This is a genomic window from Euzebya pacifica, from assembly GCF_003344865.1.
GTDB lineage: Bacteria > Actinomycetota > Nitriliruptoria > Euzebyales > Euzebyaceae > Euzebya > Euzebya pacifica.
In genome coordinates, this window is the sequence record NZ_CP031166.1 from 436,505 (window position 1) to 448,341 (window position 11,837).

Sequence of the window (11,837 nt, forward strand, 5' to 3'; positions counted from 1 at the left end):
GGTGTGTGCATCAGAGCACCATGGTGGGCGTGGGTGCCGACTCTGCGGGCACTGCCGTCTGGCCGTCGGTGAGGAGTCGGGTGATGGCGTGGGCCGGGACAGGGCGTCCGTGCAGGTATCCCTGTTGGAGGTGGACCCCGAAGTCGCGGAGAAGATCGGCCTGGGCGGCGGTCTCCACCCCTTCGCACACCGACTGGATACCGAGCGCGCCGGCGATGCGAAGTGTGGCGATCAGGATGATCCGGGATTGCTCGTCGTGTGCGATGTCGCCGACGAATGCCTTGTCGACCTTCAACTGGTCGATGGGCATCTTGCGGATCCGCGTCAGCGAGGAGTAGCCGGCACCGAAGTCGTCCATGGAGATCCGCAGCCCGAGTTCCCGGAGCTCGAAGAGGACTCGTTCGGAATCCAGGGCGAGTGCTTCGGCTTCGGTGACCTCGAGCACGAGGGCGGAGGGTGGCACTGCTGCCCGCTCGATTCGTTCAGCGACGAAGTTGAAGAACCCTGGGTCGCGCAGCAGGGACGCGTCGATGTTGACCTGAGCCCAGATGTCGTGTCCCTGGGCGTGCCAACGGTCAAGGTCGGAGAGAGTCGTGTCGAACACCTGTCGAGTGAGCCTGAGAATGTTGCCGGACCGCCGGGCGAGTTCGATGAACTGGTCCGGAGGTATGGCACCGCGGGTCGGGTGCTCCCACCGCGCAAGGGCTTCCACCGCCACGGTCCTGCCGTGCCTCTCGACGATCGGTTGGTAGGCAACGTCGATTCCGCCACGGTCGAGGGCGTCGGTCAGGTTCGCAATCAACCGCAGGTCGTCAACGGCTTGGCCGTTGCGCTCGCCCCGGTCGACCCACATCAGGCCCGGGGTGGTCCTCGCCCGTGCGGCAGCCTCATTGGATCGGCGGATCATCTGTGAGGGTTCGGCTTCCCCGAAGACGATGCCGACCGCCGGCACCAGTGCTACTGAGAGGTCCCCAAGTCGGAAGGGCACCCGGAGTGCTTCCGCCACCTTCATTGCTCGCCGCTGCACGTCGAGGTGGCCCTCACCGTTGTCGGGGAGCAGCACAAGGGTTTCCTCTGTGCCGTGCAGTGCGCCCTGGGGGCCGGTGCGGGTCCCGATCTCAGAGAGCAGGTCGGCGACCAGTTCTTGGGAGAGGATCGCGGTCACCTCAACCATCCGTCCCAGATGGACCGTGGCGGCAGCCGTGATGGTCGAGGCCGCCTTGCGGACGGCGGTGGTTTGGAGCACCAGACCGCTGCCGGGGTGGCGACTGTTGGCCGTTCGGCGCCGCTCGGTCTCAGCGACCGCGGCGACGACCGCGCCCACGATGGCCATGGCCGCAACTTCCCCGATGCCGGAGGCCGTGCCAATCGAGGCTGCGGAGACGTACCCAACGAACGGTCCTGCCAGCACGACGGCGGCATCGCAGGTGCCGCGGACCCGCACGGAGCCCGACAGGATGGCGACGGCGGCGGCAGCGGCCACACCGGCCAGGACGGCCTGGTCGTTGGGGCCGAGCGCGAGGATGCCGGTTGCCACCATTGCAGCTGTGGCACTGGTCGCGATGTGCGGTAGCGCGACGCCTGGTCGGTGGTGGCGGGCGAACGCTATCGGCACGGCAACGGCGATCGCGGCTCCTGCCGGCCCTGCTGTGGCAGCGAGCAGGGCCGCCACGATCGCGCCCGGCGACCATCGGCGCGCGGTCGGGCTGTGCACGAGCCACTCGATGCCGATGAGCGCCAAGGTCAGGGGAAGGATCAGGAAGGGCATGGCTCCGGAGGGTGTGGTCGGCCGGCGGCAACCAAGTGCTGCACCTTCGTGCGTATCGGCGGTGCGCAGGGGTGCCTGACCGAATCGTTGTCACACAAGGACATTCCGAAGACTCAACCCCCGACCGCCGGCCGTTCATTGGGTCGGCCGACACGACCACCCGTCGAGCGTCCCGAATCGAGCTGGCCGACCGTGGTGAGGTCACCGGTGAAGAGGTTGACCGTGAAAGGACCGGCGCCGCTCAGGCCGTCGTGGGGACGGACCGCCACGGCGAGCACCACCCTTCCAACCCCGATGCGCAGTGTGGTGAGGTGCTCGGTCCCGTCGCTGTAGTGGATCGCACGGTTGATTGCGGTGTCTGCGGTGCCGAACGGAACCCTTCCCTCGATGAGGGTCCGGGCTTGTTCGGGCAGGGCTAGGAACTCCTCCGCCGGGTCGAGGTTCGCAGCTGCATCCGCGCCGGCGGACGAACCTCCCGCCTGCGTGGCGGCCGGCGCCGATGCGATCGCGGTCTGCTTGGGGTTGCGCACCGCCCACAAACCGTCCTGCGCGGCGACCCATGGACCGGTGGCCTTCGCCACGGTCCTCCCGCCTGCCTCGCGAACTTGCACCGGTCGTGACACGACGAACCGTGCGACGCCGGACTCACCGACGACCAGGCACACTCCCTCCTCACGGCAGTCGCCGGTGGCCTTGTTGCGTCGCACGCGCGGTTCGGTCCCGACCGACCCGCGGATGCTCCCCAGTCCATCGAGCACCGGTGCCTGGCCGATGAGGGCCATCAGGCCCTCGAGGTCTGCCAGCTTGGGGGATGCTGCTGAGTAGGTGAGCGCAACCGAGCAGCGGTCGTCGGTCAGCGCCGCACGATGCGATCCACCGGGCCGGGCCGGGGATCCCGCGTCGCGACGCCTGACGAGTTCGCTCATGACTTGGACGGTCGACCGGCATGACGACGACCGATCCCCGGGGCGAGTCCCATATCGTGTCTGTCCAACAGCAGCCGTAGTGGTTGATCATCTAGCAGTTGGGTGTCTGCCAGACTGCCTCTTGGCATGGGTTCCCGGTATGACCAGATCGACTTGGCCGCCGTGGCCGCTGCGTGGCGCGCGCGGTCTGACGGGTGCGCTACCGGCGTGATCGGGATGCCTTCGGTGCCGGTGATCAGCCCAGATGGCATGGGTCGTCCCGTCGTGTCCGCTGCCGACGTCGGCGAACTGATCGGCGATCCGGTGTTCAACGGGTTCGGTCCTCGCGAGAGGCTGTTCGCGGTGTGGTCCGCTGCGCTCACGGGACCCGTGGCCGCAACGGTTGCGGGCGTGTCGGTCTCAACGATCCGTCGCTGGGCAGGCAACGGGCTGGCTCCTCGTTCTGCGTGGTTCCCAGGTCGGCCGCGCCGCTGGACGTTCGGCGATGTGGTCCGGTGCCGCGCAGCGGCGCGACTGCGGACTGCGGGTGTGGCACTGGGTTCCGTGCAGGCGGCCTTCGGGACCGTCGACTGGGAGCAGCCGACCAGGTTCGTGGTCGCGGGCGGGGAGGTGGTGGTCATCAACGATGACGTGGACGGCCCGGTCACGGCGTCGGGGCAACTCTCGATGGCGTTGGAGTTGGATGATGTTGCCGCGGAGGCGTTGTCGGCGGTGACGGCGATAACCGGACCTGGTCCTTCCCCTTCCGGCGACGGCTTGAGCTTGGTTGTCGGCGGAGCGGGCTAGGAGATGTCCCGTAGTCCGACGGTCGCGTCGCCGAGGCACCGGGCGGCCCCGGTTACCCTTGCGGGTTCGACTTCTCCGACGTCGTCCGGATCGCGGTGATGCGACGACCGGGCGACCTTGGCGGACCCCCGTCGGTTGCCGCCCCTCTACTTGCAGACGTGGGCCTTGACCCTTCCGTGTTGAGCGAGGGTGCTGTCCATCGGGTCACCGGCGAGCTGGTCCGCCGAATGCTGTGTTCCCGCCAAGCGGTCGTTGGGAAATCGTCGTCTGCCGTGGCCGCTGAGATCGGTTCGCTGCTGGCGGGCACAGGCCATCAGCCTGAGGTGTACGAGGCCGCCTGGTGGGACGAGCTGCGGGTCGTGTGCGGCGGAGGAACTCATGGGTGAGCAGGCCTCGGCGATGACGGCCGCCACGTGTGCTCTGGTCGCGGTTGTCGCCAGCCTTGTCGCTGCTGTCAGTGGGGACGCGGTACCCGTAGTCGTTGCAACTGGCGGCCTCATATGTGCGGGGATGGCATTCGTTCGGTTCAGGACTGTGCGCCGCAGGTCGGTCCCGTTCAGCGGCCCCCCGCCCGCACCCCGCCAGGCTCCCGCCCAAGCCCGGCTCGACTGGGCCCCGCCGACGGCTACCCGTGCCAGCCCCTCCCTTGGCGGCGGCCCGGCACCCGCTGCCCCGACCGACCAGCCTCTGGCAGCGGTTCCCTCGCCCACCCCAGCCGGTCCGGAGCGTGCTGTCGCCACTGGCGAACCCTTGCGGCCCTCAGTGGAACTGATCGACCCCGCCCCGCCGCTTCGCCACCTGCCAGCCGTCCAGCACCAACGTCCGACCACTCGCCCGCCCGCGACGATGAAGGTCGCCGCCGCCGCCGTCGTGGCCATCGTCGCAGCCGTCAGCGCTTCCCGTTTCCGCCGCTGACCGCCCTACCGGCTCCCTTCGGCACGGCTGGATTAGGGTTCACGGTTGCTCGCCCGCAGGAGGACTCATCACACATGAACAACGAACCCGAACGAGCCGTTCGCCGCTACCTCATGGCTGTAGGCGACCCGGCATCCCTGATCGACAACGATGCCATCGAGCGGCTCACCGATGAACTGTCGGAACTCACCGATCCGATCGAACGTCTCGTCGCGCGACAGGCACTCCTTGACGCCAATGAACCGGATGTGGCGGCAGCGGAGGAGGCCTTTGTCGAGGTTGTCGCCACGTGGGCCCAGGAGCACAGCATCGGAGCGGCGGCATTCGTCGCAGAAGGTGTCCCAGCGACGGTGTTGCGGCGAGCCGGCATGCGCGTCCCGAGGAACACCGAAGCAGCGCGACCCACGTCCCGAAAGGCCCCGGCGAAACCAACAGGGACGCGCACCCGAGTCACCAGGGCCCAGATCAAGGGTTCGGTGCCACCTGACCCGTTCACCGCAGCCGCCCTGATCGACCTCACCGGCGCGTCACCGCACACGGTCCGACAGACGATCGGCGAGATGTTGGACGACGGCAGCGTCGTGGAGAAGGGACAGGATCCCGATCACGACGGACCCGGCCGCGCCCCGATGCTGTACGCCACGTCCTGAACCGACCCCCCTACCCGGCCTGAAGGACGAGACACAGACCACGGTCAGGCGGCCATTCGCCCCAATGCCCGCCCGTCGATCAGGTCGACGTCACCGAACTCGTCAGCGAGCTCCACGGCTGCGGCGGTGTACCCCGAGGTCGTGACGATCATGGCCCTTTCGGCTCCATGGATCCGCTGGCTGCCGATCAGCACTTGGACGTCCTGGCTGCCGACCTTGTTGGAGGCGGCGTACCGCTTCGCCTGGACGACCACCCGTCGGCCGTCCGGGTCTGTTCCGATCACGTCAGCACCACGGTCTCCTGCACCCCCTTGGACCTTGACGTCCTTCCATCCGTTGCAACGGAGGATGTCAGCTACCGCCTCCTCGAACTCGGTCGGGGTCAGTCGATACAGACCCTGCCCCGTTCGTGCCCACCTCCCGCAGCGATGGCGTCCGGCGGCCCACAGCAACGCTGCCACCATGCACCCGGCGGCCACGACGACGATCCAAGGACGCCAATCAGGGTTGGTCCAGGCCGCGTAGCCGGAGAAGGCAACGATGCCGATCTCGGAAGCCGCAAGGCGCCCCCTCGCCCGCCGACGGCGACCCCGGGTCACCGTTCGACCCGTTCCCGGATCCCGTCATAGAGTCGACGGAAGGGACCCGAGGGGTAGATCTTGATCGGCCGTGCCACACGTCCCGTGATCGGGTCGGTCAGCGCCACGAGGCGATGGAAGGCCCTCACCCTTCTGGCGTCTCCTCCGAAGGACGCGATCTGCGGGGCGACGCGGCCTTCACCGATGACGACTCGATGCTTGGCACCGCACGGCCTGCCCGGCTGGTGCTTGCGACGGCAGGTGCGGCCATCGATGAGGGTCTTGCCGCACACCACGGTCCTGGCTGCCATATCGCGCGGTCCCTTCATGTGTCGCGTTCGCGGTTCACCCAACAACGTCAGGCGTCGTAGTCCTCATGGTCTGCGACCATCAAGGCGATGCCAGAACATCCCCCGAACAGACGGCCCTTGGTCATCGCCGGTTCAACGATGATCCTGCTTGCCGTCGTGGCCGGGGTCTTGCTGCTGATCGGCGACCGGGACTCTGCCACCACCGACCCGACGGTTCCGGCCACCGAGCCGACGGTCGCGTCCGCGCCACTTCCTGCGAACCCGCAACTGGAACGGTTCGGCCCCGACGTGGTCGCCGAATGGCTCGGTGAGGGCGTCCCCCTTCTCGCCGACGCCTTCGTCGGGGTGTCGTTCCTCACCGCCCTCGCGGCCGACGCGCCGCCCGCCGAAGCAGTGCAGTTGTGTCAACGGGCCGTCTCTGCCGACCAGATCGCAGCCGATGTCCCCGTTCTGGTGTTTGACATCGACGGCAACCTCGTTGCCGACGGTGGTGGGGAACTGGGGCCCTGCGAAGCCGTTGACCCAGACGAAGCCCCGCTTGACGTCGGCCCCGGGGAATCCGGCTGACAACTGGGTGTCACACCCAGTGGCTACGGTTGCTAGCAGTTGTTTGCCTTGCTTTCAGGAGACCAGATGAGCGCCACCCCCGACATCCCCACCAGCTACGTCGTCGTCAACGGCCCCGATGGCGCGCGTGCCTACTTCAGCGATGACGGTGGAACGCTCCGCGCCGTTGCTGCCGACGACGACGGCAAGTTCGACTTCAGCGCCGCCCAGGCCGGAATGATCGGCCTTGACCTGCTCTCCGACCCCAAGCTCGCCACCCCGGCCGGCAACGCCGTGACCACCCTCAGGGAGCACCTGACCGCCCTGCTGAAGGCCAAGCCGGCAGCACAGCCCACGACGTCGGGCCAGACCTCCTTGGAGGAGGCCGCCTGACGGGAGGTCCCCCGTTGAAGCCAGCAGCCGCCGACGACGGTGACGTCGTCGCCCAGATCCTCGCTTCGGCCCCCGCCCATGTGGCGAGGGCTCGGAGTGCGTTCGTGCGCATGTCCGCAGACCGGTACGAGATCCGCGGACGTCTGCTCGACTCTGGGTTCATCCGCCCACTCCCCGACGAACCGGGTAGCACCGACATCGTCTGTGTTGACGGTGGTACGGCGGTCAAGGGCCTGTACGCCGGCGACCTGATCGTCACCGCCGCCGTTGCCCTTGAAGGGGGCCGGCCGACCGGCCGCATCCCCGAGGGGGCCGAGACGAGGTCGTGGACCCACCTCGGGGTCGGGCACACCACCGACCCGTCCCGTGTCGCTTCAGCAGCGATGGCCTGCGCCGAACTGCGCCTCCTCGCAGAGCAGCCACACGACCACGTCCTCATCGACGGGTCCCACCAGACCTTCGTGCTCGCTCTCGCGTCCGCACTCCGCTCCGCCGGGCCGCTGCTCTCCGAACTCGTGGACCTGATCGACCGGTGGGACATCCCGCAGGCGCTCACAAAGGTGTGCACCGACGCCCGGATCATCGCCTCCCCGAAGTCAGACGCCACCGACGCGTTCGCCAAGATCGTCGCCGCTGACCCGGTCAACCTGCCAACGGACCTCCAGCAGGCACTCGTCGGCGGCGACAAGGTCCTGGCTGCGATGCTGCTGGAACCGGGAGAGATGACCCGTCCGTCGCCGGCCCCGAAGTCATGGTCGCAGTTGCGGATCGCCCACCCCGAGCTCACCGGTCGGGCCAAAGCGGTCGCGGGCGCGCTCGACACGGCCATCGCGCCGCTGCGCGACGCGGCCGCCGAAGGGTCGACCGCCGGGATCGGTCTGACCTACGTCATGCCTGATGACGCCGTGACCGCGCTGAAGGTCGAGTACAAGCGCACCGCCACCGACGCCCAGGTCGCCCATGCAGCCCGGACCCTTGCCGACGACACCGTTGCCATGCACGCCCAAGAACCGGTCTGCCAGTTCAAGGCCGACGCCCACGCCAAGGCGGCCATGGCGGCCTGCGACACCCTCCACGGCGAGATCGTCCGTGAGGTCGCTGAACACGGCGACGACTGGGTCCGCTACTTCGTCCTGTCCTCCCGAACCGCCACTGCCGGAGCGCCCACGTGACCGACCTTCTCGACAGCCCCACCACCCAACCCCCCGCCAGCACCGGCCGCCGCGCTCCGGACATGGTCCCCGGCCGCGTCGGAGTGATCGGCTCCCGGTCGTCCACCAACCGGGTCCACGTGTCGCTGACCCGTGACGCTGACGAACAGGGCTTGGTCGGATCGATGGTCGTGGTCCGCAAGGACTTCCCGTCCGGCGACACCGAACTGGGCCTCGGCGTGGTCGAGGACGTCGAGACCCGCAACGCCGCGCACGAGCAGATCGCCACCGTCGGGATGGTCACCAACCTCGTCAGCCTCGAACGGTCCCCCGGTGGCGCCGATGTGCTCCAAGCCGTCGTGGACGTACAGGCCGTCTACCAACGCGATGTCGACGGACAGGTCACCCCCAAAGGGTCGGCCCTGTCGACCTCGCCGCGCACCGGCACCATCGTCGACCGCCTCGGGGAGGACGACCTAGCCGACATCGCCGACGCCGCTGGCGGCGCATCGGTGTACGCCCTCGGTGACATCTACCGGATGCCCGGCCTGCCGTTGCCGATGAACACCGACCACTACGACACCCCGCTTGGTTCGAGCCATGCAGGGTTCTTCGGCAGTTCGGGAGCTGGCAAGTCGGCGCTTGCGACCTACTTCACGGCCGCGCAGATGCGACACGACGACCTCGGCGTCCTCGTGATCGACCCGCAGGGCCAGTTCACCAACGAGCAGGGCCTCGTCTTCTCGTTGCAAGGGTTCGCCTCCGGCATGGGACGCCAGGTCAAGGCCGCGTCCCTCCTCGGCGACGTCCAGCTCGACAAGAACAAGGACCTGTTCTCCCGGTTGCTCGGCAAGACCAAGTTCTTCACCCCCTACCTGTTCACCCAGAACAACGACAACGTCGGCCACGCGATCGAGCAGGTCAAGAAGGCCCTGGACCAGGTCGGTGCCGACGGGGAGGACTGGACAACTGCCGATCCGAAGGTGCTGCTCGAGGCGATCCTCGACCGGTTCGAGGCCGCGGTGCCGTTCATCTACTCCTCGGAGTCCAGCGCCGAGAACTTCCGCGCCAAGATCGAGCTGCACCGCACCGACCTGCACACCGGCGACGGGTCCGGCTGCGACCTGCTGCCGTCGCTGCGTGCCGTTCTGGGGCTGTTTCGTCCGGGCCGCGGCAAGGTCGCGGAGAAGGACCTGTTCGCCCATCTGTTCGCCCGCAACCCCGGACTGCCGCGCGGCATGGTCATCCTCAATATGGTCCCGGAGGACCCGACGATGGACATCGACATGCGCGAACGTCTCGGTGGCGACGACACCAAGGCCCTGCTGCTCGGCCATCTGATGCACCGCTTGGAGAAGGAAGCCGAACGGCGCTTTCAGACCCCCACGATCGACCAGGAGACGGGCAGGGCTCGGCTGCTCAACACCATGGTGCTGTTCGACGAGGCCGCAAGGTACGCGCCCCGCCAGCCCGACAACGACGACGTCGCACGACTGGCCAAGTCGCTGTCCCGCTACGCCAAGGAGATGCGCAAAATGGGCGTTGGCTTCAACTACATTTTGCAGGAACCCAAGGACCTCGACCTGGGTGTGTGGACCCAACTCTCCTCCGGGTTCCGGATCATCGGCTACGGGCTCGGCGGCGCGTCGATGTCGATGGTGAAGGAGTACCTCCCGTCGGAGGGCAAGGACTCAGGCCGTCTGTACCGGTCGTTCCCCTCACCCCGGTCCACCGGCGAGTTCAACTTCATGATCCTCGGTGGCGTCAGCCCACTGTCGATGTCCAACGCCCCTCTCTACCTGTCGGCGTTCACGTCCTTTGAGCAGTTCGTTGACGCCAACCCGTGGATCCCCCGATCAGCCATCAAGGGCGCCACGTCCGGTCCGGCCGGCGGCAAGCCGGCCCCGGTCGAGACAGACGCCGTCGATGACGACGATGCGTTCGACGACCTCGTCGACCCCGAACCGTTCCCGTTCTGAGCCGGGATGTCGGCAAGGGGAATGACACTGGATGCCATGAGCCGCACCGCCACACCGCTGCCCGGCCGATCGCTGGCCGTGACCCCGAACCTGCGGTCGCGGTGCGGCTGCTCCAACCGCGACCATGCCGTCACCTACGACAAGGCGGCATGGCCTTGCGTCCCGGTCAGAGGCAACCGGTGACCCACTTCCCGCTCTCCCCCTTCGGTGACGACGCATCCGTTGCCCCACTCGTCGTCCATGACTGCGAGATGATGCTCGGCATCATCACCAGCCGCACGGGGCGCTGGGCCGCCCTGGCCGTCGACGAGATCGATGGCGGGTCCTGGCTGTACCTGACGGTGCCGATCGGGCCCGACGTGACCGGCGGAGCACTTGTGGACCCAGCCCGACTCCGCAGCCTGTACGCCGACCCGGCAGCCGACGTCCGGGAACTGGCCGACCTCCCCTCTGGCACGGTTCACGAACCGGTCGTAGGACCCATCCGGGAGGCCTGGCTGCCGGTGGCGGTCACGCCATGATCTTTCGGTTGCGCGGCACGGTCGAACCTGCTGGTCCCGACCGAACCATCGTGGATGTCGGCGGGGTCGGCTACTTGGTGCACTCGGGCTACGACTGGGCCGAGGGCGATGCGGTCGTGCACGTCCACACCGTGGTCCGCGAGGACGCCATGGACCTGTACGGGTTCCCCACCGCCGCCGACCGTGACCTGTTCGTTGCCATGCTCGGATTGCAGGGTGTCGGCCCCAAGACCGCCATGGCGGCATTGACCACCGTGGGTGCTGCGGGTCTGGCTGCGGCGGTCGCCGCCGATGACGTATCGGCGTTGACCGCCGTCCCAGGGATCGGGGTCAAATCGGCCCGCAAGATCATGTTCGAGTTGCGAGCCAACCCGCCGGAGGGCCTGGACGACACCACCCAGGCTTCGGGCAAGCAGTCGGCAGCGACGGTCCGCGCCGATGCGATCAGCGCGTTGCAGTCATTGGGCTACAAGCCGGTGGAGGCCCGCAGGATGGTCGATGGCGCCAACGGCGAGACCGTCGAGGCGATCGTGGCGTCGGCGTTGTCGGCCGGCCTCTGAACGGGAACGCCTGCATCGTTTCCGCCGGAAATCCCGTCGTGTAATCCAGTTGGTGTGGTTCGATGGCTGACACAACTGGCTCAAGGCATGCGAGAACCGCCCGACTACCCAGCCTGTTCTTTGGCGAGATCTGCTGGGTGGAGGGGCGGCATCGCAACTGGCTTGCGTCTGCGCACTTCGGTTTGGAGAACGTCTGTGGCTGACATCCGACACCCCCGAGGGGGTGACCGACATCGAGAACCTTACCGCATCGTCCAGCATCGTCCAACGAACCCGGACGATCCGGGCGGGCCGGACTGACACGTCCCTTATCGTCCAGCACCGTCCGGCGATGTCGGACGGATCAGCCGATGGGGTTGCTGGCCCGGTCGTAGCCGTTGAGCAGAGTCCGGTTGACCTGGACCAGGTCGGCGATCTTGCGGTCCGCCTCAGCAATGCGGTCCGACGCCGCGATCAGGTCCGACCGCAACCGGTCCTCATTGGCCCGAGCTTCAGCGAGCTGTTGCTGCAGTTCGACGACCACGGCCAACAGGTCGCTGGTCCCCGACGTCTCAGCCGAGCCCTGGGGCGGACGCTCGCCGGCAGCGAACGCCTCAACGGCGTCGCGGCGGACGTGCCAAGTCGCCTTGGTGCCGGACTGGCTGCGACGTTCCGCAAGGCCTGCCCGCTGGTAGCGGTCCGTCCGGTTGCGGAGCGTGGACTGCGACACGCCGAACTCCTGGGCTATCTGCCCGATCGGAATCCACTCGTGCG

15 protein-coding genes are annotated in these 11,837 nt (G+C 67.9%); 10 read left to right on the plus strand and 5 right to left on the minus strand.

Features of this window, described 5'->3' with window-relative positions; all coding sequences use genetic code 11:
• Window positions 1–10: 10 nt before the first annotated feature.
• A complete protein-coding gene (locus tag DVS28_RS27395; RefSeq protein ID WP_114594810.1) occupies window positions 11–1,768 on the minus strand; it encodes an EAL domain-containing protein in 1,758 nt (585 codons plus the stop codon).
• 113 nt (window positions 1,769–1,881) lie between these two features.
• On the minus strand, window positions 1,882–2,694 hold the full coding sequence (locus DVS28_RS27400; RefSeq protein ID WP_114594811.1) for a hypothetical protein: 813 nt from the start codon (window positions 2,692–2,694) through the stop codon (window positions 1,882–1,884).
• 153 nt (window positions 2,695–2,847) lie between these two features.
• Here DVS28_RS27400 and DVS28_RS27405 point away from each other — a divergent pair, with 153 nt between their 5' ends.
• Together DVS28_RS27405 and DVS28_RS28975 are read left to right on the plus strand one after the other, a co-directional pair.
• A complete protein-coding gene (locus DVS28_RS27405) occupies window positions 2,848–3,480 on the plus strand; it encodes a MerR family transcriptional regulator (protein WP_164711191.1) in 633 nt (210 codons plus the stop codon).
• Window positions 3,481–4,242: 762 nt separating this feature from the next.
• Entirely contained in the window at window positions 4,243–4,395 is a 153-nt protein-coding gene (locus tag DVS28_RS28975; protein ID WP_164711192.1) for a hypothetical protein, read from the plus strand.
• A gap of 68 nt (window positions 4,396–4,463) precedes the next feature.
• Here DVS28_RS28975 and DVS28_RS28980 read toward each other — a convergent pair whose 3' ends face one another.
• Complete coding sequence (locus DVS28_RS28980) at window positions 4,464–4,700, minus strand: hypothetical protein (protein WP_164711193.1); 237 nt, start codon at window positions 4,698–4,700, stop codon at window positions 4,464–4,466.
• A 171-nt stretch (window positions 4,701–4,871) separates the two neighbouring features.
• On the opposite strand from DVS28_RS28980, the gene DVS28_RS28985 reads away from it, so the two are divergent.
• A complete protein-coding gene (locus tag DVS28_RS28985) occupies window positions 4,872–5,045 on the plus strand; it encodes a hypothetical protein (RefSeq protein WP_164711194.1) in 174 nt (57 codons plus the stop codon).
• Between the two features lie 44 nt (window positions 5,046–5,089).
• On the opposite strand, the gene DVS28_RS27415 is transcribed toward DVS28_RS28985, so the two are convergent.
• Window positions 5,090–5,509 carry a restriction endonuclease gene (locus tag DVS28_RS27415; protein WP_245973678.1) on the minus strand — a complete coding sequence of 140 codons (420 nt, stop codon included), beginning with the start codon at window positions 5,507–5,509 and terminating at the stop codon, window positions 5,090–5,092.
• Window positions 5,510–6,102: 593 nt separating this feature from the next.
• On the opposite strand from DVS28_RS27415, the gene DVS28_RS27425 reads away from it, so the two are divergent.
• The 7 genes from DVS28_RS27425 (at window position 6,103) to ruvA (ending at window position 11,084) form a co-directional block, all read left to right on the plus strand.
• A complete protein-coding gene (locus DVS28_RS27425; RefSeq protein WP_164711195.1) occupies window positions 6,103–6,501 on the plus strand; it encodes a hypothetical protein in 399 nt (132 codons plus the stop codon).
• Between the two features lie 66 nt (window positions 6,502–6,567).
• Window positions 6,568–6,873 (plus strand): hypothetical protein, encoded by a 306-nt coding sequence (locus tag DVS28_RS27430; RefSeq protein ID WP_114594817.1) that lies wholly within the window; start codon window positions 6,568–6,570, stop codon window positions 6,871–6,873.
• A gap of 14 nt (window positions 6,874–6,887) precedes the next feature.
• Window positions 6,888–8,045, plus strand: a complete 1,158-nt coding sequence (locus DVS28_RS27435) for a hypothetical protein (protein WP_114594818.1) — start codon at window positions 6,888–6,890, stop codon at window positions 8,043–8,045.
• A complete protein-coding gene (locus DVS28_RS27440; RefSeq protein WP_114594819.1) occupies window positions 8,042–10,003 on the plus strand; it encodes a helicase HerA domain-containing protein in 1,962 nt (653 codons plus the stop codon). The genes DVS28_RS27435 and DVS28_RS27440 overlap by 4 nt, the downstream gene beginning before the upstream one ends.
• 36 nt (window positions 10,004–10,039) lie before the next feature.
• A complete protein-coding gene (locus tag DVS28_RS28990) occupies window positions 10,040–10,186 on the plus strand; it encodes a hypothetical protein (RefSeq protein WP_164711196.1) in 147 nt (48 codons plus the stop codon).
• On the plus strand, window positions 10,183–10,524 hold the full coding sequence (locus tag DVS28_RS27445; protein WP_114594820.1) for a hypothetical protein: 342 nt from the start codon (window positions 10,183–10,185) through the stop codon (window positions 10,522–10,524). The genes DVS28_RS28990 and DVS28_RS27445 overlap by 4 nt, the downstream gene beginning before the upstream one ends.
• On the plus strand, window positions 10,521–11,084 hold the full coding sequence (gene ruvA / locus DVS28_RS27450) for a Holliday junction branch migration protein RuvA (protein ID WP_114594821.1): 564 nt from the start codon (window positions 10,521–10,523) through the stop codon (window positions 11,082–11,084). The genes DVS28_RS27445 and ruvA overlap by 4 nt, the downstream gene beginning before the upstream one ends.
• 343 nt (window positions 11,085–11,427) lie before the next feature.
• Here ruvA and DVS28_RS28995 read toward each other — a convergent pair whose 3' ends face one another.
• The gene (locus tag DVS28_RS28995; protein ID WP_245973663.1) at window positions 11,428–11,793 is read right to left on the minus strand and encodes a hypothetical protein; all 366 of its coding nucleotides are present in this window, start codon (window positions 11,791–11,793) and stop codon (window positions 11,428–11,430) included.
• Window positions 11,794–11,837 lie beyond the last annotated feature (44 nt).